The organism is Streptomyces sp. NBC_00829, assembly GCF_045161795.1.
Taxonomy (GTDB): Bacteria; Actinomycetota; Actinomycetes; order Streptomycetales; family Streptomycetaceae; genus Streptomyces.
The window spans coordinates 2567943-2592617 of sequence record NZ_CP108867.1 but is presented as its reverse complement, the minus strand read 5'-3'; the positions used below and the strand labels follow the sequence as shown (position 1 = coordinate 2592617).

Annotated in this window: 18 protein-coding genes; 9 read left to right on the top strand and 9 right to left on the bottom strand. The window is 71.0% G+C overall.

Annotated features, from left to right (window positions below):
* Positions 1 to 24 precede the first annotated feature (24 nt).
* The 4 genes from OG293_RS10695 to OG293_RS10680 all read right to left on the bottom strand — a co-directional run bounded on the left by OG293_RS10695 (position 25) and on the right by OG293_RS10680 (position 6800).
* Positions 25 to 3822: a multifunctional oxoglutarate decarboxylase/oxoglutarate dehydrogenase thiamine pyrophosphate-binding subunit/dihydrolipoyllysine-residue succinyltransferase subunit gene (locus OG293_RS10695; protein WP_405998546.1), complete on the bottom strand. Its 3798-nt coding sequence runs from the start codon at positions 3820 to 3822 to the stop codon at positions 25 to 27.
* 290 nt (positions 3823 to 4112) lie between these two features.
* Positions 4113 to 5219, bottom strand: a complete 1107-nt coding sequence (locus OG293_RS10690) for an ATP-binding protein (protein WP_406003558.1) — start codon at positions 5217 to 5219, stop codon at positions 4113 to 4115.
* A 71-nt stretch (positions 5220 to 5290) separates the two neighbouring features.
* Positions 5291 to 6028, bottom strand: a complete 738-nt coding sequence (locus OG293_RS10685; RefSeq protein ID WP_405998545.1) for a response regulator transcription factor — start codon at positions 6026 to 6028, stop codon at positions 5291 to 5293.
* A gap of 91 nt (positions 6029 to 6119) precedes the next feature.
* A complete protein-coding gene (locus OG293_RS10680) occupies positions 6120 to 6800 on the bottom strand; it encodes a spermidine synthase (protein WP_406003557.1) in 681 nt (226 codons plus the stop codon).
* Positions 6801 to 7060: 260 nt separating this feature from the next.
* Here OG293_RS10680 and OG293_RS10675 point away from each other — a divergent pair, with 260 nt between their 5' ends.
* The gene (locus OG293_RS10675; protein ID WP_405998544.1) at positions 7061 to 7867 is read left to right on the top strand and encodes a rhomboid-like protein; all 807 of its coding nucleotides are present in this window, start codon (positions 7061 to 7063) and stop codon (positions 7865 to 7867) included.
* Between the two features lie 173 nt (positions 7868 to 8040).
* Here OG293_RS10675 and OG293_RS10670 read toward each other — a convergent pair whose 3' ends face one another.
* Positions 8041 to 8577: a hypothetical protein gene (locus tag OG293_RS10670; protein WP_405998543.1), complete on the bottom strand. Its 537-nt coding sequence runs from the start codon at positions 8575 to 8577 to the stop codon at positions 8041 to 8043.
* A gap of 240 nt (positions 8578 to 8817) precedes the next feature.
* Between OG293_RS10670 and lon the strand changes: the two genes are divergently transcribed.
* A complete protein-coding gene (lon, locus tag OG293_RS10665) occupies positions 8818 to 11229 on the top strand; it encodes an endopeptidase La (RefSeq protein WP_405998542.1) in 2412 nt (803 codons plus the stop codon).
* A 158-nt stretch (positions 11230 to 11387) separates the two neighbouring features.
* Here lon and OG293_RS10660 read toward each other — a convergent pair whose 3' ends face one another.
* Positions 11388 to 12386 carry a trypsin-like serine peptidase gene (locus OG293_RS10660; RefSeq protein WP_405998541.1) on the bottom strand — a complete coding sequence of 333 codons (999 nt, stop codon included), beginning with the start codon at positions 12384 to 12386 and terminating at the stop codon, positions 11388 to 11390.
* 74 nt (positions 12387 to 12460) lie between these two features.
* The gene (locus tag OG293_RS10655; RefSeq protein WP_405998540.1) at positions 12461 to 13468 is read right to left on the bottom strand and encodes a helix-turn-helix domain-containing protein; all 1008 of its coding nucleotides are present in this window, start codon (positions 13466 to 13468) and stop codon (positions 12461 to 12463) included.
* Positions 13469 to 13618: 150 nt separating this feature from the next.
* Between OG293_RS10655 and OG293_RS10650 the strand changes: the two genes are divergently transcribed.
* Positions 13619 to 16465: a M4 family metallopeptidase gene (locus OG293_RS10650; protein WP_405998539.1), complete on the top strand. Its 2847-nt coding sequence runs from the start codon at positions 13619 to 13621 to the stop codon at positions 16463 to 16465.
* Between the two features lie 71 nt (positions 16466 to 16536).
* On the top strand, positions 16537 to 17400 hold the full coding sequence (locus OG293_RS10645) for a pentapeptide repeat-containing protein (protein WP_405998538.1): 864 nt from the start codon (positions 16537 to 16539) through the stop codon (positions 17398 to 17400).
* A gap of 92 nt (positions 17401 to 17492) precedes the next feature.
* On the opposite strand, the gene OG293_RS10640 is transcribed toward OG293_RS10645, so the two are convergent.
* Positions 17493 to 18317: a lysozyme gene (locus tag OG293_RS10640; RefSeq protein ID WP_405998537.1), complete on the bottom strand. Its 825-nt coding sequence runs from the start codon at positions 18315 to 18317 to the stop codon at positions 17493 to 17495.
* A 232-nt stretch (positions 18318 to 18549) separates the two neighbouring features.
* Here OG293_RS10640 and OG293_RS10635 point away from each other — a divergent pair, with 232 nt between their 5' ends.
* Positions 18550 to 19032, top strand: a complete 483-nt coding sequence (locus OG293_RS10635; RefSeq protein ID WP_405998536.1) for a MarR family winged helix-turn-helix transcriptional regulator — start codon at positions 18550 to 18552, stop codon at positions 19030 to 19032.
* A 102-nt stretch (positions 19033 to 19134) separates the two neighbouring features.
* Here the strand turns inward: OG293_RS10635 and OG293_RS10630 are convergent, their stop codons facing one another.
* Positions 19135 to 19923, bottom strand: coding sequence for a hypothetical protein (locus OG293_RS10630; RefSeq protein WP_405998535.1), 789 nt, complete (start codon positions 19921 to 19923; stop codon positions 19135 to 19137).
* A 366-nt stretch (positions 19924 to 20289) separates the two neighbouring features.
* Here OG293_RS10630 and OG293_RS10625 point away from each other — a divergent pair, with 366 nt between their 5' ends.
* From OG293_RS10625 to OG293_RS10610, 4 genes are read left to right on the top strand one after another with little or no spacing between them, the layout of a single operon-like run.
* Entirely contained in the window at positions 20290 to 23154 is a 2865-nt protein-coding gene (locus OG293_RS10625; protein ID WP_405998534.1) for a nitrate- and nitrite sensing domain-containing protein, read from the top strand.
* Positions 23151 to 23633: a roadblock/LC7 domain-containing protein gene (locus tag OG293_RS10620; protein WP_405998533.1), complete on the top strand. Its 483-nt coding sequence runs from the start codon at positions 23151 to 23153 to the stop codon at positions 23631 to 23633. Before OG293_RS10625 ends, OG293_RS10620 begins: the two co-directional genes overlap by 4 nt.
* Entirely contained in the window at positions 23630 to 24043 is a 414-nt protein-coding gene (locus tag OG293_RS10615) for a DUF742 domain-containing protein (RefSeq protein ID WP_405998532.1), read from the top strand. Before OG293_RS10620 ends, OG293_RS10615 begins: the two co-directional genes overlap by 4 nt.
* Entirely contained in the window at positions 24024 to 24659 is a 636-nt protein-coding gene (locus OG293_RS10610) for a GTP-binding protein (protein WP_405998531.1), read from the top strand. The genes OG293_RS10615 and OG293_RS10610 overlap by 20 nt, the downstream gene beginning before the upstream one ends.
* The last annotated feature ends 16 nt before the right edge of the window (positions 24660 to 24675 follow it).

The following is a 24675-nucleotide window of genomic DNA, read 5'->3' as shown; positions in this document are numbered from 1 at the left end:
ATGCCGTACGTGCGTACGAGTCGGTCAGGCCTCGAAGACCTCGTTGACCAGCTGCTGCTGCTCCGCCTGGTGACGCTTGGCCGAGCCGACCGCCGGGGACGAGCCGTGCGGCCGCGAGATGCGGCGCAGACGCTCGCCGTGCGGGATGTCCGCGCCGACGGCCAGGTCGAGGTGGTCGATCAGGTTCAGCGCGATGAACGGCCACGCACCCTGGTTCGCCGGCTCCTCCTGGGCCCAGAGGTACTTCTCGGCGTTCGGGTACTTCGCGATCTCCTCCTGGAGCTCCTTGCCCGGCAGCGGGTACAGACGCTCCAGCCGGATGATCGCGGTGTCCGTCGAGCCTCGCTTGAGACGCTCGGCCTCCAGGTCGTAGTAGACCTTGCCCGTGCAGAAGACGACCTTGCGGACGGCGTTCGGGTCGGCCGTGGCGTCCCCGATCACCGGGCGGAAGCCGCCGTTGATGAACTCCTCCGCCTTCGACGCCGCGGCCTTCAGACGCAGCATCGACTTCGGCGTGAAGACGATCAGCGGCTTGTGGTGCGGGTTGTGGACCTGCCAGCGCAGCAGGTGGAAGTAGTTCGACGGCAGGGTCGGCATCGCGACCGTCATGTTGTTCTGCGCGCACATCTGGAGGAAGCGCTCGGGACGCGCGGACGAGTGGTCCGGGCCCTGGCCCTCGTAGCCGTGCGGCAGCAGCAGCGTGACGCCGGAGGTCTGGCCCCACTTCTGCTCCGCCGAGGAGATGAACTCGTCGACGACGGTCTGCGCGCCGTTGACGAAGTCACCGAACTGCGCCTCCCACATGACCAGCGCCTCGGACCGGGCCAGGGAGTAGCCGTACTCGAAGCCCATCGCCGCGTACTCGCTGAGCAGCGAGTCGTAGACGTTGTAGCGGGCCTGGTCCTCGGAGAGGTAGAGCAGCGGGGTGTAGTCCTCGCCCGTCTCCTGGTCCACCAGCACCGCATGGCGCTGGCCGAAGGTGCCGCGGCGGGTGTCCTGGCCGGAGAGCCGGACCGGGGTGCCCTCCATCAGCAGCGAGCCGATGGCGAGCGTCTCGCCCATGCCCCAGTCGATCGTCCCGTCCTCCACGGAGGCCGCGCGGCGCTGCAGCTGCGGCAGCAGACGCGGGTGGACCGTGACGTTGTCCGGGATGTTGACCTGGGACTCGGCGATCCGCTTGACGACCTCCTGCGAGACCGCGGTCGTGACGGAGACCGGGAACTCGGCCTGGGCGTCGGGGACGTGGGTCGGTGCGGGCTGCGAGGTGGCCTCGCGGACCTCCGCGAAGACCTTCTCCAGCTGACCCTGGAAGTCCTGGAGCGCCTGCTCCGCCTCTTCCAGCGTGATGTCGCCGCGACCGATGAGCGACTCGGTGTAGAGCTTGCGCACCGAGCGCTTCTTGTCGATCAGGTTGTACATCTGCGGGTTGGTGAACTGCGGGTTGTCGCCCTCGTTGTGACCGCGGCGGCGGTAGCAGATGAGGTCGATCACGACGTCCTTGTTGAACGCCTGGCGGAACTCGAAGGCGAGCCGCGCCACACGGACCACGGCCTCCGGGTCGTCGCCGTTCACATGGAAGATCGGCGCCTCGATCATGCGGGCCACGTCGGTCGCGTACATCGACGAACGCGAGGACTCCGGGGCGGCGGTGAAACCGACCTGGTTGTTGATGACGATGTGGACCGTGCCGCCGGTGCGGTAGCCGCGCAGCTGCGACATGTTGAGCGTCTCGGCCACGACGCCCTGGCCGGCGAAGGCCGCGTCACCGTGCAGGGCGACCGGCAGGACGGTGAAGTCCGTGCCGCCCTTGTTGATGATGTCCTGCTTGGCGCGGGCGACACCTTCCAGGACCGGGTCGACCGCCTCCAGGTGCGAGGGGTTGGCGACCAGCGAGACCTTGATCTGCTCGCCGTCCAGTCCGGTGAAGGTGCCCTCGGCGCCCAGGTGGTACTTCACGTCGCCGGAGCCGTGCATCGACTTCGGGTCGAGGTTGCCCTCGAACTCCCGGAAGATCTGCGCGTACGACTTGCCCACGATGTTCGCGAGGACGTTGAGCCGGCCGCGGTGGGCCATGCCGATGACGACCTCGTCGAGGCGGGACTCGGCGGCCGAGTCGATGACCGCGTCGAGCAGCGGAATGACGGACTCGCCGCCCTCCAGCGAGAACCGCTTCTGACCGACGTACTTGGTCTGCAGGAAGGTCTCGAAGGCCTCCGCGGCGTTCAGCCTGCGCAGGATCCGCAGCTGCTCCTCGCGCTCCGGCTTGGCGCGCGGGCGCTCGATGCGGTCCTGGAGCCACTTGCGCTGCTTCGGGTCCTGGATGTGCATGAACTCGACGCCGGTGGTGCGGCAGTACGACTCACGCAGCACGCCGAGCACGTCGCGCAGCTTCATCAGGGACTTGCCCGCGAAGCCGCCGACCGCGAACTCGCGCTCCAGGTCCCAGAGGGTGAGCCCGTGCTCGGTGATGTCCAGGTCGGGGTGCTTGCGCTGGCGGTACTCCAGCGGGTCGGTGTCGGCCATGACATGGCCGCGGACCCGGTAGGAGTGGATCAGCTCGAAGACGCGCGCCGCCTTGGTGACGTCGTCGTCGTGCGAGGCGTCGATGTCCTTGAGCCAGCGCACCGGCTCGTAGGGGATGCGCAGCGCCTCGAAGATGTCGTCGTAGAAACCGTCCTCGCCGAGGAGGAGGTTGGCGACGATCCGCAGGAACTCGCCGGAGGCTGCGCCCTGGATGACCCGGTGGTCGTACGTGCTGGTGAGGGTCATCACCTTGGAGATGCCCAGCTTGTTCAGGGTGTCCTGGGAGGTGCCCTGGAACTCGGCGGGGTAGTCCATGGAGCCGACGCCCATGATGACCGACTGTCCGGGCATCAGACGCGGCACGGAGTGCACGGTGCCGAGGCCGCCGGGGTTGGTCAGCGAGACGGTGACGCCGGTGAAGTCGTCCATCGTCAGCTTGTTGTTGCGGGCGCGGCGGACGATGTCCTCGTAGGCCTGCCAGAACTCGAAGAAGTTCAGGGTCTCGGCCTTCTTGATGCCCGCGACGACCAGCTGGCGGTCGCCGTTCGGCTTCACGAGGTCGATGGCCAGACCGAAGTTGACGTGCTCCGGCTTCACCAGCGTCGGCTTGCCGTCCTTCTCCGCGAAGGACCAGTTCATCGACGGCATCGCCTTGATCGCCTGCACCATCGCGTACCCGATGAGGTGGGTGAAGGAGACCTTCCCGCCCCGGGCGCGCTTGAGGTGGTTGTTGATCACGATGCGGTTGTCGAAGAGCAGCTTCACCGGGACCGCGCGCACGGACGTGGCCGTGGGCAGCTCCAGCGAGGCGTTCATGTTCTTCACGACCGCGGCGGCCGGGCCGCGCAGCGTGACGAACTCGGGACCGCCGGCGGCCTCGGTGGCGGGCTGCGCCTTCGCGGGCGCGGCCTTGACCGCGGCCGGCTGTGCGGCGGCCGCGGGCTGGGCGGCCGGAGCCGGCTTCGACGGGGCAGCGGCCGGCGGTGCGGCGGGGGCGGCCTGTGGCGCGGCGGCCGGCTGGGCGGCCGGAGCCGCCTGCGGCGCGGCGGGCGTGGCTACCGCAGCCCCCGCGGCTGCGGCACCCTCGGGCTTGTCCGCCGTGCCGGTCGCGGCAGCGCCCGGCTTGTAGTCGGCGAAGAAGTCCCACCAGGCACGGTCGACCGAATTGGGGTCCTGGAGGTACTGCTGGTAGATCTCGTCGACGAGCCACTCATTGGGCCCGAACGCGGCGGCAGGGTTCTTACCCTGCCCGCCTTGGTCGGTCGAGATGCTCGAGTTACTGGGGGACTGAGACGACACGGCGGCAACCGCCCTCTTCCGCTTCACAAGGTGATGGACAGCGGAAATAAAGGCTACGCCTCCCTGGCCGGGAGGTGCAGGCGGGGCGGGCCATCGTCGCGCAAGTCACACTGGAAGGCGAGTTTCGGAGCAGGGAATGGCGGGAAACAAGCGTGGTTCCGCTTTACCGCGGGTACGCGTCACCGCGGCTGCGGCTCCCTCGCTCGCACCCTCGACGGCTTCCTGGCCACAATCCGGCCGCGCCTCACCCGGGTACACACAGAACGCGCGCTTCCGGTTCGAACCCTACGTCAACCGCGCGCCGCGGGGGTCCCCGGAAGGGTCACGAGGATGCGGCAGCCGCGGGACGATTCGGCCACTCCGATGCGGCCACCGTGCAGATCGACGGCCCAGCGCGCGATCGCCAGGCCGAGGCCCGTACCGCCGTCGCTGCCCTTGCCGTGCGGGGAGGTGACATTGCCCCGGTTGAAGCGCTCGAAGACCTTGTGGCGCTCCTGCTCCGGGATGCCCGGGCCCTCGTCGACCACCTCCAGGTCGAGGGACTCCGGCTGCGGGCCGCGCCGCGCCCGCACGGTCACGCGCCCGTGCGGCGGCGAGTGCTTGACCGCGTTGTCGATGAGATTGGCGACCACCTGGTGCAGCCGCTCCGCGTCCGCGTGGGCGGTCAGCTCGGGCGGCGACACATCCAGGTGCAGATGGACGTCGGTCCGGGTGTGATGACCGGACCCGGAGGTCAGCCCGCGCTGGGCCGCGGCCAGATTCGCCTCCTTCAGCACCCCGGAGAGGTACGGCCACACCTCGAAGCGGCGCGACCGCAGCGGTACGACGCCGTTGTCGAGCCGGGACAGGTCGAGCAGCGTCTCGACCAGGCGCCCCAGTCGCTCCGTCTGCTTCAGCGCCGTGCGCATCGTCTCCGGGTCGGCGGCGGAGACGCCGTCCACGACGTTCTCCAGCACGGCGCGCAGGGCGGCGATCGGGGTGCGCAGCTCGTGCGAGACGTTGGCCACCAGCTCCTTGCGGTTCTGGTCCACCGCCTCCAGGTCGTCCGCCATGCGGTTGATGGTGGAGGCCAGGTCGCCGAGCTCGTCACGGCGGTCGGCACCGCGCACCCGGCGGGTGTAGTCGCCGTGCGATATGCCCTTGGCGACGGTGTTCATCTCGTCGAGCGGCGCGGTCAGGCCGTGCGCCACGAACTGCGTGATGAGCAGGGTGGCGATCACCGAGAAGACGGTGATGAAGCGGAGCTCGGTCTGGGTGCGCACGGCGACCAGGAGCAGGCCGGTGGTGATGAAGACCGAGACGACGACGAGCGAGCCCAGCTTCGTCTTGATCGAGATCGAGATCGAGATCGAGCGCAGCAGGCTCCGCAGACCGCCACGGGCTGCCTGCGGGCTCATCGTGTCGCCGCGGCCCGCCTGCCGGTCCCGGCGGGCGGCTCGGCCGGGAAGCCGGAACCAGGGCCGCTGACTCATAGAGCCGGCGTCTCCAGGGCGTAGCCGACGCCGTGGACCGTACGGATGCGCTCGGCGCCGATCTTCCGGCGCAGGGCCTTGATGTGGCTGTCGACGGTACGGGTGCCCGAGGCGTCCGCCCAGTCCCACACCTCCGCGAGCAGCTGCTCGCGGGAGAGGACGGCGCGGGGGGTGTTCGCCAGGCAGACCAGCAGGTCGAACTCGGTCGGCGTCAGATGCACGTCGTCGCCGCGCACCCGCACCCGGCGCTGGGCGTGGTCGACCTCCAGCTCGCCCAGGCGCAGGATCCCGCTGCGCGGAGTGACCGCGGCGAGCGCCGCACGCTCCACACGGCGCAGCAGCACGTGCACCCGGGCCGCGAGCTCGCGCATCGAGAACGGCTTGGTCATGTAGTCGTCGGCGCCGACACCGAGGCCGACCAGCATGTCCGTCTCGTCGTCACGCGCCGTGAGCATCAGTACCGGGACCGGGCGGGTCGCCTGGACGCGGCGGCAGACCTCCAGGCCGTCGAAGCCCGGCAGCATCACATCGAGGACCATCAGATCGGGCTGCCAGGCCTCGGCCGCGTCGACAGCGGCCGGGCCGTCTCCGGCCGTCTGGACCAGGAAGCCCTCCGCTCTCAGCCGGGCGGCGATGGCATCGACGATCGTCGAGTCGTCCTCGACGACCAGCACCCGGCGCTGGGCGCCGGGCGTGGCCGCAACGCCGTTGTGCGTGGTGTGTGTCTGCTCCATGGTCCCGCCCCTGTACGCGTTCTCGCGAGCTGTATGCCGATGTAGATCCCGTATGTAGGTCAGCAGCGTAAGGGCTTTGACGGCATCGGGGCTACGCAGGGCGAACGGCGAGGTGGACCACGTCGGGCACTCCTCGGGCAACCTGGATCTCTTCGGTTCTTACCCCGCTGAATCCGGCAATCCGCAATGCGTCCTCAAATGCCGGGGAAGGCTGGGCAGACCAGACGGCGAGCACTCCGCCGGGCCTCAACCGGCCCTGGCAGAGGGCGAGTCCGTCCGGCGAGTAGAGGTTCTCGTTGTCCTGCGTGACGGTCCAGTCGGGGCCGTTGTCGATGTCCAGACAAAGGGCGTCGTAGCGGTCCGTGGTCGTGCGGAGATGGGCGACGAGGTCCGTGTGAAGGATCACGCTGCGGGGGTCGGCGAGCGCGTCTTCGGAGATGCGTGCGAGGGGGCCCGCGAGGTGCCAGCCGATGATCGCCTGCTCGCGCTCGACGACCGCGATACGGCTCCAGTGGGGGTTCGCGGCGGCGTGGGCGAGGGAGAAGCCGACACCGAGTCCGCCGATGAGGAGGGCGGGTCCGTCCTCGTGCGCGCCGAGCGCGTCGTACGCGGCGTCGACGAGCAGCCGCTCGGAGCGGCCGTTGGAGGTGTCCATCAGGAAGCACCCGTTCGCGATGATCTCGTGGTGCTCGCCGCGCCGTCGCAGGACGACCTCTCCGTGGGGCCCCTCGCGGCGGTCGAGGGTGACGGGGGCGTCGGCGTGAGGCGGCATGGCGATGACCTCCGGGCCACGGGTCGGAAGCGTGTCGGTGGCCATCGTGTCGGGGTCGGGCGAGCGGGACAAATGGATTGAGCCGGTCCGGAGGCGGATGGGTCTGCTCCTGGGGCGGGCGGTGCCCCTGGGGCTGACGTGCCCACGACGCACGCGAACCTGTGAAGGTTGCTCTGTGTGGCGCACGTCATAGACGGGGGTCATGGTGATCGCGTTGGGTGGTGATTGTTCGGGGGCTTGGAACGAGAGGGGCCTCACGCGTGGACCAGCTGACGACGCGGGATCCGGCCACGGGCCGGGAGCTGTTGGGCGGCATTCCTGCCCAGCGGACCGTTCCGACGCGGGCGGCGACGCCCGTGCTCGCTCCCCGGGCCGCGGCGACGCCCCTGCCTGCCGCGAGACCCCTGCCCCAACTGCGGCGGCCGGCCTGGCGCCACGCGCTCCAGCTGCTTCCCACGCCGACCGGCACACCGTTCACCTTCGGCTACGTCCTCGTGCTGGTGGTCACCTCGCTCTTCGCGGAGTACGGCGACCCCGCCACGGTCTCCACCCTTCTCCGCGGATCCAGTACCGATGTCGCCCATTTGGCCGATACCCCGCTACTCGTTCTCGGCGCCAGCGCGATGTGGATCGCGGGCGGCCTGGCATCGCCGTACGCCGTCGCCTTCTTCTTCACCCTCACCGCGCTGGAGCGCCGTATCGGCGGCTGGCGCACGGCCGGGGTGTTTCTGGCCGGGCATGTCGCGGCGACCCTGGCGACCGAGATTCCCGTCGCGGTCTGGGTGGTCACCGGGGATCTGCCGGTCAGCTCCCTGCACCGCCTCGACTACGGGATCAGCTTCGGCCTGATGGCGAGCATCGGCGCGCTGGCCGGGCTGCTCGGCCCGGTCCCGCGCGGGACGCTGCTCGGCTTCGTCTCGCTGTTGCTGGTCCAGGACCTGCTGGACATGACGGACCCGCTCACCAACTGGGGCCATCCGCTCGCCCTGCTGGCCGGAATCGCCTGCTGGCCGCTGGTCCGCCGCTGGGGTGCCCGGCGAGGCGGATTCGTGCTCCACCGCCGATGAGTTCCGCCGCCGGCGCCTGTCCGAAGGGCTGAACGGGCGGATACGGCCCGGGCGCCAACAGGACCCGGCTCATCGAACGGGTCCGGCGGCATCACCGCCCCGGCACCCCGTCCCACCCGGCCCCGCCCCAGCCCCGTCCCACCCGGCCCCGCGCCCGTCGCTGCTCGACGCCGTCACCGCTCGGGCAGTGCCGCGAACACCTCGCGCAGGGCGGGCACCCGTGCGGTGTCGTCCGTGGTGACGGTGTGGCCGGCGTAGGTGATCCGGTAGGTGAAGCCGTCCGCGACCGGACTCCCGTGGCTCTCGCTCGGCAGACGCGCGAAATCCGCCTTCTCCAGGGCGCCGCGCAGCTTCGTCAGCTCCGCGGGCGTCATCCGCCCCGCGCCACCGGGTCCGGCCTTCGACGATGTGGTGTACGTGCCGTCGTCGCGGACGACCAGCCGGTTCCGTACGCCCGCGATGCCTCCGGTGACGGTCATCTCGACCAGGGTCCGCGCGGGGGTCGCCGGGGTCGGGGCGGAGGCCGTGGGGGAGGCAGTTCCCCCGGGGGCCTGGGAGGTCGAGGGCGGGGCGGAGGGGGACGGTGACGCGATGGTGGGCCGCGGGGCCCGTGAACCGTCGTCCTCCTCGCCGCTCGTGCCGGGCGTGCATCCCGCCGCCAGGAGCGCCGCCAGCAGCACCCCCGCCGCCCCGAACCGGTCTCGCCTCATCCGTCGCGCACCTCCCGCTTCCGGGCATGGGCTCATCGCTCGCAGTATGGGCGATCGGGCCGCCTTTCCGCGGATGATTCCGGCGAGCGGCCCTTGCGGCTGCCGGCCCGGCGAGCCGTAGAGCGCCGGGCGCGCCGGGCGGGGGTGGTGATCGCTCAGAGCGAACGGATCGCGGGGAACAACTCCGCCCCCCAGTGCATTGAGTCCATACAGCTCAACTTGACTGCCAAAGGGGAGATCATGGCTTCGATGTCCGCACCGCTCACCTTGCCCGTGCTGCCGCTCGATGACGAGGTCGTGCTGCCCGGAATGGTGGTGCCGCTCGACCTGTCCGACACCGACGTACGGGCCGCGGTGGAGGCCGCACAGGCCGCCGCGCGGTCCAGTGGCACCAGCAAGCCGACGGTGCTGCTTGTTCCGCGCGTCGACGGGACGTACGCCGCGACCGGTGTGCTCGGAACCGTCGAGCAGGTCGGCCGGCTCTCCGACGGCGACCCCGGCGCGCTCATCCGCGGCCGGGGCAGGGTGAGGATCGGCGCGGGGACCACGGGCCCGGGCGCCGCGGTCTGGATCGAGGGCACCCGTATCGAGGAGATCGTGCCCGACCCCCTGCCCGGCTCGGTCACCGAGCTCGTCACCGAGTACAAGGCACTCGCCACCGACTGGCTGAAAAAGCGCGGTGCCTGGCAGGTCGTGGACCGCGTCCAGCAGATCGACGACGTCTCCCAGCTCGCCGACAACTCCGGCTACTCCCCCTTCCTGTCCACCGCACAGAAGATCGACCTGCTGGAGACCGCCGACCCGGTGGCCCGCCTCAAGCTCGCCACCGAGCAACTGCGCGAGCACCTCGCCGAGCAGGACGTCGCCGAGTCCATCGCCAAGGACGTCCAGGAGGGCGTCGACAAACAGCAGCGCGAATTCCTGCTGCGCCGCCAGCTCGAAGCCGTACGCAAGGAACTGCGCGAACTCAACGGCGGGGCGGCCGACCCCGCGGACGAGTCCGACGACTACCGCGCCCGCGTGGAAGCCGCCGACCTCCCCGAGAAGGTGCGCGAGGCCGCGCTCAAGGAGGTCGAGAAGCTCGAACGCTCCAGTGACCAGAGTCCCGAGGGCTCCTGGATCCGCACCTGGCTCGACACCGTCCTCGAACTGCCGTGGAACGAGCGCACGCAGGACGCGTACGACATCCAGGGCGCCAAGGTGATCCTTGACGCCGAGCACGCGGGCCTGCAGGACGTGAAGGAACGGATCACCGAATACCTGGCGGTACGCAAGCGCCGCGCCGACCGGGGGCTGGGCGTGGTCGGCGGGCGGCGCGGGGGCGCGGTTCTCGCGCTCGTCGGCCCGCCCGGCGTGGGCAAGACCTCGCTCGGCGAGTCCGTCGCGCACGCCATGGGCCGCACGTTCGTCCGGGTCGCCCTCGGCGGCGTCCGGGACGAGGCGGAGATCCGGGGCCACCGGCGCACCTATGTCGGCGCGCTACCCGGCCGGATCGTCCGGGCCGTCAAGGAGGCCGGTTCGATGAACCCGGTCGTCCTGCTCGACGAGATCGACAAGGTCGGCTCCGACTTCCGCGGCGACCCCGCGGCTGCCCTGCTGGAGGTCCTGGACCCGGCGCAGAACCACACGTTCCGCGACCACTACCTGGAAGTCGAACTGGACCTGTCCGACGTGGTGTTCCTGGCCACGGCGAACGTCCTGGAAGCGATTCCCGAGGCCCTGCTCGACCGGATGGAACTGGTCAGGCTGGACGGCTACACCGAGGACGAGAAGGTCGTCATCGCCCGGGACCACCTCCTTCCGCGTCAGCTGGAGCGTGCGGGTCTCGAACCCGGCGAGGTCGTCCTGGAGGACTCGGCGCTGCGCAGGCTCGCGGGCGAGTACACCCGCGAGGCGGGCGTGCGGAACCTGGAGCGCTCGGTGGCCCGGCTGCTGCGCAAGGTCGCCGCCCAGCACGAACTGGGCGACCAGGAGCTGCCGTTCACCATCGGTGCCGAGCAGCTGCGCGCCCTGATCGGACGGCCGCACCACGTGCCCGAGTCCGCGCAGGACCCGGCCGAGCGCCGTACGGCCGTGCCCGGTGTGGCCACCGGCCTCGCGGTCACCGGCGCGGGCGGAGACGTCCTGTTCGTAGAGGCGTCGCTCGCCGACCCGGAGACGGGCGCCGCGGGGCTGACCCTCACCGGACAGCTCGGCGACGTGATGAAGGAGTCCGCCCAGATCGCGCTGAGCTTCCTGCGCTCGCACGGCGCGGAACTGGAGCTGCCGGTGGCCGATCTCAAGGACCGGGGCGTGCACGTCCACTTCCCGGCGGGCGCGGTCCCCAAGGACGGCCCGAGTGCGGGCATCACGATGACGACGGCGCTCGCGTCGCTGCTCTCCGGACGCCAGGTTCGTACCGATGTGGCGATGACGGGTGAGGTGTCCCTGACCGGGCGGGTGCTGCCCATCGGCGGTCTGAAGCAGAAACTACTGGCCGCGCACCGGGCGGGCATCACGACGGTCGTGATCCCCAAGCGTAACGAGGCGGACCTGGACGACGTCCCGGCCGAGATCCTCGACAAGCTGGAGGTGCACCCGGTGACGGACGTCCTCCAGGTGCTGGAGATCGCGCTCTCGTCGGCGGATGTGCCGGTGGAGGTCGCTGCCTGACGCGGCGGGGAAAGAGCCCGGCGGCACGCCATCGCACGGTGCGCCGGGCCCTTCGCCGTACGCGCGCGCCGCCGCGCGGCCTGTGCCGGCCGGGCTTTTGGGGCGTGCAGGCCGGGCCGTTCGCCCTTCGCCTTCGCCCGGGTCCCGGCGGAGGCGACTCAGCCGCCCGCGGCCTTCTCGTACAGCGCACGCGCGCGCCCGTCGAAGAGCGCGGCGGTCGACTCGCTGTCCGTGTCCCCGCCGCTCAGCACGGCGATGAGCCGCCCTTGGTGCTTCGCGTCCCGGTAGTCGGCGAGCCAGGGGCTGCCGCTGGTGCCCTCCCAGAAGCCCGCGCACTCCATGACGAGGGTCATCGGCAGGTCCTCGTCCTCGCGGGTTTCGGTGGTGCAGGCGATGGGACTGTTGCCCGGGTTGTGCTCGGGGTTGGGGTAGCCGACAACGGTGACCCGGCGCTCGGGCTTGGACGACCAGTCGGGCGTGGCGGCGCCGACGACCTTCTGCACCGGACGGCCCTTCGCGTCCGGATCGAGCGTCAGAAACGCGTAGTCGGCGGCGTCCGCGTCATCCGCGTCGTCCGTCCAGCGCCGGTCGAGGCGGAGGGCGCGGACCTTGAAGCGCCCGTACGGATAGGTCCCCTTGCCCTTGCCGGTGAAGCCGGGCGCGAACTCCAGCTCACCCGGCTTGTAGGCAGGGTCGCCGCCCGGGTCCTGGAGGCAGTGCGCGGCGGTGGCGATGACATTGCCCTTGGGGCTGTCCACGACGCTCGCGGTGCAGAAGCGATCGCCGTCCGCGTCGATCAGCACGCCGACGGAGGAGACCCCGGCGAAGGGCGTCGCGGAGGACCGCGGTGCCGGCGCCTGGGCCTGGGCGGAGGGTGGGCCGGCGGCGACGGGCGCCGCGGCTGACGAACTCGGCCCGCCGCAGCCGCTCAGCACGACGGCGAGCACGGCAACGGCGAGCGCCGTGCGCCGTGTCGCGCGTCCGGCGCGGGAGCCCGAATCGGTGCGCGTGCGCGTGCGCGGCGCATCCGTGCCGGCATCCGTGCCCGCATCCGTGCCCGTGCCTGTGCCTGTGCCCGTACGCGTGGAGCACGGTGGGCGGTCCGCGCCGCGTGGGCGCCCGCCCGAGCGGCCGGGCCGGTGGTCCGTGACCGTCACGCGGGCGTCCTGCCCGCTCCTCGTGCTCCTACGGCTGTGCCACGTCATTCGGCCATCCTGCCTGGTCGCCACTGTCAGTCCAGCCAGCCCCGCAAAGTCGCCTGCGCCCCCGCCTGGAAGCGGGTCTCCGCTCCCAGCGTCTCCAGCAGGCTGCTGATCCGTCTGCGCGCCGTGTGCACATGGACGCCCAGACGGCGGGCGATCGCCTCGTCCTTGAGGCCCGCCGCCAGCAGGCCGAGAAGTTCCTTCTGTGCCCTCTGCGGCACTGTTTCCGCACCTCCCGAGCCGCCGAGCGGAGTGGCCCGCTCCCAGACCGTCTCGAACAGCGGCAGAATCGCGTTCCTCAGCAGCGCGTCGCCGATCACCAGCGCGGTGGCTCTCGGGTCGCCCGCGTCGCTCGGCGGCAGCAGGGTGATCCGCCGGTCCACGGCGATCAGTTTGGTCGGTACGGCCGTCGCGACCCGGGCCCTGAGCCCCTGTTCGACGAGACCGGTCACCGAGCGCATCCGGCCGGGGCGGGAAAGCCCGTCCCGGTCCAGGACGGAGCGCACCTCCACACCGCGGTCCAGGAGCGCCTCGATGTCCAGCCCCGGAGTGTGCGTCGCCGCGTCCCCGCGCGGCCCCTTCACATACGGCGGGCGGTCCAGGATCGCCACCTCCCGCTCCGCCGACGCCAGCAGATACTCCGCCCGTTCGCCGATCGCCCGCGGCCCCCTCACCACCTCGATGCCGGACTCGGGCGCCCTGGAGGACCCGGACATCAGCCGGCCGGCCAGCTGGTCCGCGGTCATCCGTAATCGCTCCAGCTCGGCCGAGCGCAGATGCAGTTCGGCCTGACGGCGGTGGATGAGCGTACGGATCGCGGAGGCCGGCGCGGCCGGATGCGGCAGCGCGTCCCCGTCCGACGGCAGGGCGAGTCCGTGCTCGACCAGATGGCCGAGCGCCCGGTCCAGCCGCTCCCGCGGAAGATCGAGCAGGCGCGCCAACTCCTCGGCCCCGGTGGCCCGTTCCTTGAGCAGTGCCTCGTAGGTGCGTTCCTCGGCCTCCCCCAGGCCGAGGGTGTGCAGTTCCCCCTCGCTCATGCATCGGATTCTCACTCTGTCTTCACGGGCCACACAAGTGTGCATGTCCACTTGTCAACATGCAGACCGCATTGATCGGTTGGCGTCCCGCGGGTTGCATGGCCATGACCACCTTTACGGCTTGACCAGCACGTGGGAGGGGTACGAACTGTGCGCAAGGCCAGGACAAGCACACAGAGATCGGGTATTTCCAGGGGGACCGGTCTCGCGGCGCTGCTCGGCGCCGCAGGGCTGCTGCTGACCGCGGTACCGGCCCAGGCGGTCACCCCGCCGGCCACCGCGCCGCCCGCCGACGTACTCCCGGGGGCCAGGACGGCCACCCCGTCGCTCGTCGACGGCATCAGGGAGTCGGCGGACGCCAAGGCGAGCCCGGCGGACGCGGCCCGCGGCCATCTCGCCGCCAAGAAGAGCCGCTACAAGATCGCCGACGCGCGGCGTGATCTCACGCCGCTGGCTACCGTCGAACAGGGCGCGAAAGAGACCGTGAGGTTTCAGCAGAAGCACCACGGCATCCCGGTGTTCGGCGGCCAGTACGTCGTACGCATGGAGTCCAAGGGCGGCAAGCGCGTCGTCACCGGCACCTCCGGCAAGTACTTCACCGGCCTGAAGACAGGCACCGGCGCGAGCGTCGGCAAGGACACCGCGGTGCGCCGCGCGGTCGCGGCCACCGCCGCACGCCTGGGCGGCAGGACGCTCAGCAAGGCGGACGCGATACGCGGCAGGGGAGCCACGTCCGCGAGGGCATCCTCCCTCACCGGCACCGCCGGCGGACTCGTGGTGATCCCGCGCGGCGAGGGCATCCTCGCCCACCAGGTGACCGTACGCGGCACCAACCCCTCCACCGGGGAACCGGTCCTCCAGCAGGTCTACATCGACGCCCACGCGGGCTACCCGGTGCTGCAGTTCAGCGGAATCAAGACGCTGAAGGCCAAGGAGACCGCCGCGTCCGCAGCGTCCGCCGCGGCGAAGGCCGTGAAGGCCGGCGCCCGGGCGGCCCAGGACGACCCGGCGGCAGCCGCGCGGGGCACCGGCGTCAAGCTCGACAGCGCCAAGGTCGATCTCGAAATAGCGCAGGACACCGCCGCCGGCAAGTACCTGATGATCGACTCCACACGGATGGCGAACTCCACCAAGAACACCCTCACGACCTGGGACGCACGCGGCCGTGACGTCGGTGAGGTCTCCGGAGTCTGGCCGAACGGGCTGAAGGAATTCAGCCACCCGGAGAAGGACTTCGGCAAGGAGGCCACCGACTCCGGAGCCGTCGACGCGCACTGGGCGGCCGGAAGGGTCTACGACTACTACAAGCAGAATCACGGCCGCGACAGCCTCGACGGCCGCGGCATGACCATCAATTCCCTGGTCGGCGTCACGGAGTTCGGCTTCCCGTACGTCAACGCCTTCTGGGACGGCCAGAAGATGGTCTACGGCAACGGCGACGACGAGTACAAGCCGCTCTCCGCCGATCTCGACGTGGTGGGCCACGAGATGACGCACGGCGTCGTCGAGAACACCGCCAACCTCGTCTACGCGGGCCAGTCCGGCGCGATGAACGAGGCGCTCGCCGACTACTTCGGCAACGCGATCGACACCGCCGCGTCCGGCGTCTCCATGGACGACCCGGACTCCGGTCTGATCGGCGAGGACCTGTGCCGTACGGCGAAGCCGCGGGCCTGCGCCCTGCGCAACCTGAACGACGGCGCAACCACCTCGAAGAACTTCCTCGGCGTCTCCTACGGCACCGACAACGGCGGGGTGCACCTCAACTCCACCATCTTCTCCGGCGCGCTGTGGGACATGCGCCAGGACGTGGGCGCGGAGCTCGCCGACAAGATCGTGTACAAGGCGCTCGCCGAGTACATGACGCCCCTCGACGGCTTCACCGACGGCCGTAACGCGGTGCTCGCCGCCGCCAAGGACCTCGGCGTCAACGCCAGGGAACTGGGCGTGGTGAAACGCTCCTTCAACGCCCATGGCGTCGTCCCGGGCTGGGAGGACGCTCTCGGCGTCGACTCCGACCAGCTGTTCGGCAAGGTCAACACCACCGGCACCGGCGCCCAGGCGGGCGGCGGCTGGTGGACGGCCTCGCAGTCCAACGACGAGGGCACCGAGGCGTACTCCGTCTATGCCGGGCGCACGGACGGCAAGGGCGCCCCGAAGGTGATCAGCCCCAACGACGGCCGCTACCACGTCTATCCGGCGACCGACGGCAAGACGGTCGTCTGGGCGGCGTACGGCACGACCAGCGTCGACATCCTCTCCCGTCCCCTGGCGGGCGGACCGGTCAAGAAGCTCTACACCTCGTTCACCGACATCGGCGGACTGCGCGTGGAGAACGGCGTCGTCGTCTTCGACAGCTTCGGCGTCTTCGGCGACCGGCACGTCGCCTATCTGCGCCCGGGTGACACCAAGCCCGCCTTCGTGGACGGCGGCGGCTTCGACATCCTGACCGCCCTCCCGGCGATCAAGAACGGCAAGCTGGCCTACGCCAAGCTGTATCCGACCCCCGAGGACTACAAGCTGGGTGTCGAGATCTTCGACCTGAAGACCGGCAAGGCCGCGCTCGCCCAGCAGCTCGGTGACCCGCAGGTCCTCGGCCAGACCGGGATCAACGCCACGCACGCCTTCTGGCTGGTGGACGAGGACCTGAAGGACCAGGGACAGATGGCGGTCCGCCGCTCCGGCCTGGACGGCAAGGGCACGTTCGACATCAGCGCCGAAGCCGGCGCGAACGCGCTGATGCCCCTCGACCTCACGGCCTCCGACACCGCGGTCACCGTGAACAGCGCGCTGCCCGACACCGCGCTGCGCAACGAGTCGCTGCCGAAGCTGTGGCAGCTGACCACGGACGGCTCGCGCCAGGAGCGGGTCTCCTGCAACCGCGGCGAGCAGCTCTCCCCGGCCGCGGTCAGCGGTCGGCAGGTGATCTGGATCGACGGCACCACGGGCTGGACCGACCTGGTCACCCGTGAACGCCCCGCTGGTCTGTGCGGCTGACGCCCCGATGAGAGACGGACCCCCGGGGCCTCGCGCGCCGGGGGTCCCTCACGTTCGGTCACAATGGACCGATGGGCACCGAGCACCGAACGGACGAGCACCGAACGGACGAGCACCGACCGGACGTGGACCGCGCGCTGAAGGCCGACTGTGCCAGCTGCTTCGGGCTGTGCTGTGTCGCCCTGCCGTTCGCGGCGTCGGCGGACTTCGCGATCAACAAGGACGCCGGGAAGCCGTGCCGCAATCTGCGCACCGACTTCCGCTGCGGGATCCACACCGGGCTCCGGGACAGCGGCTTTCCCGGCTGTACGGTCTACGACTGCTTCGGCGCCGGCCAGCACGTCTCACAGACCACGTTCGGCGGCACGGACTGGCGCCGGGCCCCGGACACCGCTCAGCAGATGTTCGCGGTCTTCCCCGTCGTACGGCAGCTCCACGAACTGCTCTGGTATCTGACCGAGGCGCTGAAGCTGCGCCCGGCCCGCTCGCTGCACAGCGAGGTCCGGGGACTGCTGGAGAGGACCGAGCGTCTCACCGGCCTGGCGCCCGACGAGCTGGAGAAGCTGGATGTGGCCGCGCACCGGAGGGACGTCAATGCGCTGCTGCTCCGTACGAGCGAGCTGGTGCGGGCCGAGGCGCGGCGGGGCGGGAAGGACCGCAGGAACCGCAGGGGCGCCGATCTGATCGGGGCGCGGCTGCGGGGTGCCGACCTCCGGGGCGCGGATCTGCGCGGTGCGTACCTCATCGCCGCGGACCTCGGCGGCGCCGACCTGCGGCTGGCGGACCTCATCGGGGCCGACCTGAGGGACACGAATCTCTCGGGCGCGGATCTGACGGGCTGCATCTTCCTCACGCAGCCGCAGCTCAATGCGGCGAAGGGCGACTCGGCGACCAGGCTGCCGCCCGAGCTCATCCGCCCCGCGCACTGGTCGTGACCAGCGGGCGGGGCGGTTTGGTGGGGGAGAGGAGGCAGGGCCGGTCTTTGGGATCCTGCCGGGGGCGTGTGTCCTGAACCAAACGAAAGACCCTAGCCGTTGGCGAGGGCCACGACGCGGTCGAGCGCGCCGTTGAACCGGTCGTGGTCGCCGACAGTCGGTCCGGACGAGGTGTACTGCCACAGGGTGTGGACGCCCCAGCCGGCCGGCAGGGTGCCCGGGGTGGTGTCGTACCGGGCGATCCACAGCGGGTTGGAGGCGCCGAAGCCGGCGTAGTTGCCGGTGCACTGGCTCCACCAGGTGGTCGCGGTGTAGATCACGGCGTCGCGGCCCGTACGGGCCTTGTAGCGGGTGAGGAAGTCGCGGATCCAGGTGACCATCGCGGACGGGGTCTTGCCGAAGCACGCGTCGCCGTAGGGGTTCCACTCGATGTCGAGCGCGCCGGGCAGGGTCTTGCCGTCGCGGGACCAGCCTCCGCCGTTGTCGACGAAGTAGTCGGCCTGCGCGGTGCCGGTCGTGGTGTCGGGGGTGGCGAAGTGGTACGTGCCACGGATCATGCCGACGTTGTAGGAGCCGGTGTACTGCTGCGTGAAGTAGGGGTTCTTGTAGTAGGTGCCCTCGGTGGCCTTGACGTACGCCCACTTCACACCACTGGTCCACAGGGCGGACCAGTTCACGTTGCCCTGGTGCGAGGAGACGTCGACGCCTTCGGTCTGAGCGACTCGGTTCTCACGGGGGAGGCCTCCCTGACCGTCATGGGCGAGGACGCCCATGCCCAGATACGCCGAGCCGCGCTGCGGCTCGTCCTCGGCGCTGGCCGCGCCGGGGAGGGAGAGGAGAAGGGACAGGACTGCGATGAGTGTGCCGGCTGCCGCTATACGCGACCGTCCGGTCATTCGGGATCTGTGCACGGACATAGCGTGCCTCCGAAGACCTTGGTGGGGGGTTCTGGCATATGTGCTGACATATCCTGGTGAAGGTGGATGGCGTGGACATGCCATTCATGAAACTACGCACGGGGATCGGGCTTGCGGAAGAGAGGGAGGGGGCTGCCGTTGGTCTATGCCTGCGAAATACTGGCCGAGCTGCGGCGATGGGATTCGCCGGAAGAAACTTTCAGGATCGGGAAAGCGCGCGAGGGGTGCTGACGTGCACGAAAGCGGTACGGGGAGTGAAGCGGACCCCAAGGGTGGGAGTGGTGTGGACCAGGAATTCCTTGCCCTGGAACGGGAGTTGGCCGTCTTCCTGCGCCGGGCGAGGGCGTCCTCCGGAGAAATGGCCCGCGAGGTCCATCCCGAGTTGGAGCCCGCTGCCTACGGTCTGCTGGTGCGTCTCGAAGAGGCGGGGCAGCAGCGCGCGACGGAACTCGCGGGCTACTTCGGCGTCGGCAAGGCGACGATGAGCCGCCAGCTGCGTGCGCTGGAGGAGCTCGGCCTGGTGACCCGCGAACCGGACCCGGCGGACGGCCGGGCTTCACTCGTCCGGCTCACCGAAGAAGGTCGGGGCCGCTTCCGCCGAGTGAGGGACGCGAGGCGGGACCGGTACGTGAGGAAGCTGGCGGACTGGGACCGGGGCGAGGTGGCGGAGCTGGCGAGGCTGCTCCAGCAGCTGAACGCGCGCGCGGAAGGGTGACGCGGGGGCTTCGACTCCGGCGGGCGCGGGGGTGAGCGCATGAAGCCGGCCCGGCGACCGAGGGCCGGGGAGTCCGGGGCGGAGCCCACGGTGGGAGCGACGTCACAGCTCGGCGAAGACGGCCGCCGCGTCGTCGTGGAGCTTCCAGCGGATCACCCCTCCCCCCTCCCGCCGCGCCGCCTCCACCGCCCGCACCCGGTCGATGAGGCCCTGTGCCCCCTCCTTGCGGAGCAGGGCCACGCACTCCGCCCAGCTCCCCTCCCCGAACATCTCGACCCAGCGCGCCGCACCGTCCGTCAGGGCGGTGGCCGAGCGGACCCGGGCCCGGGGCGTCGTGCCGGTCACGGCACGCAGAGCCACCTCCGGGTCCGCCGCCGCGGTGAAGAAGCCGCCCTCCGCGTTGCGCAGCGCGTCCGCCGTCGCGTGCGTGCGCATCAGCTCGCGCGGCAGCCGGTCGATCCGGTCGTCCAGCACCGCCCGTACCTCCCCGTCCGGCGATTCGAGCAGCAGCGTCGAGTCGGAGAGCACCAGATGCTCGACCTCCTCGGCCGGGCCGCCCCAGCGCACCAGGACCACTGTGGCCTGCGGAGTTCGTACGTGAGAAAGGTCACAGGTGCCGCGGTGCGCGTCCGCGGTGCGTCGGATCGCCTCGGAGAGGATCTCCGCCAGGGGCAGATCACGTCGTGAACCGGACAGTTCGACCAGCGCGCCGCCGAGCCGCGCGGTGAACCACGGCACACCGTGCACACAACCGTAGTCACCCGCCGGTGGGGTCACGCCGTCCAGCACCACGATCGTTCCGCCCTGGCCCGACGCAGGCAGGGCCACGGATGCCCAGTCCTCGTTGGGGCGGTCGGGAGTGCCGGGGGCGGTCGCGAGCTCGATGCGCATGATCCCCAGTCTGCATGACTCCTTCACGAAGCCCCCATGACGCCTCAATTGGCTCGTACCAGCAGGTCAGAGGGATTCCGGATCGGCGCGGGAGGGGAGTGGCGAAGCTGCGGGCGCGCATCCTGCCAAAGCCCGGCCGGAAGATCCAGCCGGTGCCTCGCGAGCCGCCCTTCGGGTCGCCCCGGCGAGTTGTTCGCCAACTCCCGAGTGATGTTCACTCCTTCGGGTGGCGGAGCGGCCGATGCGCGCCCCCCTCCCAAAGGCGCTGGAATGGTCGTGAGCCGTACCAGGGGTGGGGCTTACGCGTGTGAGCGGTCGTCATCTCTGCTTCATGGGTGGACGAGTCGAGCAAGATTGCGAGCACCGGTGCAGAAGAAGCGGCCTCGGGGCAACGGTGGCAGGTCCTCGGAAACTCGCGGCGACTCCCCGTTCCCCGTGCAGGACCCCTCGCCCGAGCCCGCCGCCCGTGGCCGCGCCAAGCGCGTGCGCAACCGCCTGGTCGCCGGAGTCGCCGCCGTCACCGTCGTGGTGGTCGCCGCGGGCACCCCCGGCATCCTCGCCACCTCCGCCGAACTGACCGGGTCCCAGCGCCTGGTCACCCTCGCCGGACTCAACCGGCAGGCCGCCACCCTGGCCCACTCCCTCGCCGACGAACGCGACGAGGTCACCGCGTACATCGCCGCGGGACGCGACGAGCAGAAGGGCGACAAGGACGACCGGCGCGAGATCTCCCCGAGCCGCAGCGCCCGCGTCGACCGGCAGATCGACGAGATCCGTGGCGGCGTCGGCGACGGCCACGCCGAACTCCTGCGTGACCTGTCCGCAGTCCCCTCCGTCCGCCGGACCGCGCTCACCGGCAAGGGAACGGCGATGGAGGCCCACCGGGCGTACTCCACCGTCATCGTGAGCCTGCACGCCCTGGCCGACGAACTCGCCGACAAGACACCGCCGCGCGCCGCGGCGGGCACCCGTGCGCCCGCCGCGCTCGGCCTCGCCGTCGAGCAGGCGTCCGCCACCCGCGGGCTCCTGCTGGCCGCGCTCTCCCTGCCGGCCGACGACGGTGGCCGGGGCATCGACCCCATCACCGGGCTCCCCGTACAGAGTGACGACGACGGCGCCACGGACCGTACGCGCAGCGCGCTGAGCGCGGCAGCCCAGCAGGCCCGGGTCCGCGAACTCGCCGCGCTCGCCGACTTCGACCAGGCCGCGGGGCCGGACGCCCGTACCTCGCTCGCCGCCACCGTCACCGGGGCCGAGGTCAGGACGGCCGAGCGCTATCTCGCCCGGCTGACCGACCAGCCCGAGCTCTCCAAGGCCGACCGCAAGACGAGCCGCGAGAAGCTCGAATCCTCGCTCACCGCCCGTATCGAGCAGATGCGCGGTGTCGAGTCCGCGCTCGCCGCCGAGCGCGCCGAGCGCTTCGCGCAGCTGCGCGACGACGACGTCACCGCGCTGGAGATCCGGATCGCGCTGCTCGGCGGTCTGGTGATCCTCGCCATCGCCGTGTCCGCCGCCGTCGCTCGCACGCTCACCCGCCCGCTCGCCGTGCTGCGGATCGGTGCCGCCCGTCTCGCCGCCGCCCCCGACGCGGAGGAGCCGGTCCGCTTCACCGGCCGCAACGACGAGTTCGCCCAGGTCGTACGGTCCCTCAATGCCCTGCACGCCAAGGTGCGGGACCTCGGGCAGCGGGCCGAGCGGCTCGACAGCGACCGAGGCGACCTGGCCGGCGCCCGCGACGTGCTCACCGCCGAACTGACCGCGGGCCGCGCCGAACTCCAGCAGCGCACCGACGAGCTGAACACGGAGCTGGAGCGGCTGCGGCACACCGTCCACCACACGTTCGTCAATCTCTCCCTGCGCACCCTCGGCCTCGTCGATCGGCAGCTCGGCGTCATCGAGAAGCTGGAGGAGCGCGAGCAGGACCCGGAGCGGCTCGCCACCCTCTTCAAGCTCGACCACATGGCGACCGTCATGCGCCGCCACAGCGAGAACCTGCTGGTGCTCGCGGGCGCGGAGCACGGTCACGGGCATCCGGGTCCGGTCCCGCTCGTCGACGTGCTGCGCGCGGCCGTCAGCGAGATCGAGCGGTACGAGCGGGTCGTCATCCAGTCCCTTCCACCGCACGCCCAGGTCGCCGGGTTCGCCGCCGACGACCTCAGCCATCTGGTCGCCGAACTCCTGGAGAACGCCACCTCCTTCTCGCCGCCGGACGCCCAGGTCGAGCTGTCGGGCTGGCTCCTGGAGAGCGGTGAAGTGATGCTCTCCGTGCAGGACAGCGGCATCGGGATGACCGGCGAGCGGATCGCCGAGCTCAACGCGCGACTGGCGGACCCTCGGGCCTACGCGACGCGGACCGGCCGGGAGGGCGAGGGCCTCGGACTGCGGGTGGCCGCGCTCCTCGCGGCGCGCCACGGCGTACGGGTCCAGCTGCGCGAGCAGAACCAGGGCGGGATCGCGGCGGTCGTCGTCCTTGCGCAGGCGCTGCTGCCGACGGCTCCGCCCGCCACTGCCTCGCACACGGTGACCGTGGCCGGTACCGCGCCGACGCTGCATCTGCCCGGGTCGGTCGCCGAGGCCAACTCCAACGCGCTGCCCAGCAGCCAGCGCCGGGTCGACCCCCTGGTGCTGGCGGCCGAGCAGGCGGTCCGCGAGGCCGGGACCGACGCCCATGAGCGGACGGCGGACGGTGACCCCGAGAGCTACGCCATCGACGAGGCGACGTTCGCGATGCGGCTGCCGGACCCTCAGCCGGAGGCGCACGCCGAACCGTCCAACTCGGCTCCCGCCGCCCCGGCACCGGAAGCGCGACCGGCACCGGAAGCGCGACCGGAACCGGCCGCCCAGGCACAGGCACAGGCCCCGGCCTCAGTGCCTGCGGACGCCGAAGCAGCCCCGGCTCCCGGGACCGAAGCAGCCCCGGCTCCGGCGACCGAAGCAGCCACCGACGGACCGCCGCCCCTCTGGGACCGCGTCACCGACAAGGGCCTCCCCAAGCGCACCCCCAAGGTCGTCAAGCCCGCAGCCGCCTCCGGCGGACGCACCGGCAGCGTCGACGCCGACGCACTGCGCCGCCGCCTCGGCGGCTTCCAGCAGGGCGCCAGGGACGGCCGCCGAGACGTCGAGGCGGAGCTCGCGGGGCAGGCCACGCCAACCGCACAGCAGTACGCGGCCGATGCCGCACGGACGACGACAGAAGAAGCGGGGGACACAGTCGAGGAGGCACGCAGTTGACTGCGACCGGGACATTCGGCCTGAGCAGTGAAGCCCGCAATCTGCACTGGTTGCTGAGCAATCTCGTGGAGGAGGTGCCAGGGGTCCACTCGGTCGCCGTCGTCTCCTCCGACGGACTGCTGCTCCTGTCCTCCGACCCGGCCCGGAACGCCGCCGAGGTCACCAGCGTGCGCCCCGAAGGCCCCAAGGGCTCCAGCGCCGACCTCGCCACCATCGTCTCCGGCATCGCCAGCCTCACCCTGGGCGCCGCCAGGCTGATGGACGGCGGCGGCGTGAAGCAGACGATGGTCGCGATGGAGGAGGGCAGCGTGTTCGTGATGTCGATCAGCGACGGCTCGCTGCTCGGTGTCCACGCCACCCCCGACTGCGACATGAGCGTCGTTGCGTACCACATGGCGCTCTTCGTCGGCCGCGCCGGGCACGTCCTCACCCCCGAACTCCGCAGCGAGCTGCGCAAATCGATGGAGAGCGCCCAGTGACGTCCGCAGCCGAACCCGTCCGCAGGCTCCCCGTGCGCGGCGAGGGCCGCCGCCCGGCCCGGGTCCGTCCCTACTCGCTCACCGGTGGCCGCACCCGCTTCGGCCATGTGCTGCTCGTCGAGACGTTCGTGGCCGCGCTCGAAGCGCCGGCCGAGCGCAGGGAGCTGCCGGGCGGCGACCTCTCCACGCGGGTGATGCCCGAGCTGCGCGCGATTGTCGAACTGTGCCGCCGTATGCGGACCGTCGCCGAGATCTCGGCGCTGCTGAAGATGCCGCTGGGCGTCGTACGGGTGCTGCTCAGCGACCTGGCCGACCAGGGGAAGATCCGCGTGTTCGGGACCGGGTACGGCGCCGGCCAGCCCGACCGCGCACTGCTCGAAAGGGTGCTGAATGGACTCCGTCGCCTCTGACACGCTGCCTGCCAGAGCCCAGCCGCGGCCCGAAGGGGATGCGCAGGCCTGGCAGCTGGACCACACCCGGGCTCCCACGGCTGTCAAGATCGTGGTCGCGGGCGGGTTCGGCGTCGGCAAGACGACCTTCGTCGGATCGGTCTCCGAGATAACACCGCTTCAGACCGAGGCGCTGATGACGCAGGCGAGTGAGGACACCGACGACCTCGCCGCGACGCCCGAGAAGCTGTCCACGACCGTCGCCATGGACTTCGGCCGGATCACACTCGACGACGATCTGGTGCTCTATGTCTTCGGCACGCCGGGGCAGCAGCGTTTCTGGTTCATGTGGGACGACCTGGCGCGTGGCGCGATCGGCGCCGTCGTGCTGGCCGACACCCGCAGGCTGCCGGACTCCTTCCCGGCGCTCGACTACTTCGAGAGCAGCGGCCTGCCGTACATCGTGGCCGTCAACCACTTCGAGGGCAGCGAGCTGTTCGACGCCGAAGACGTACGGGAGGCCCTGACGGTGCCACCCCACGTACCCGTGGTGATCATGGACGCGCGCAGCCGGATCACGGTGGTCGAGTCGCTGCTCGCGCTGGTCGCCCACGCCCTCGACGCCACCCCCGAATAGCCCCGAACCGACGAAA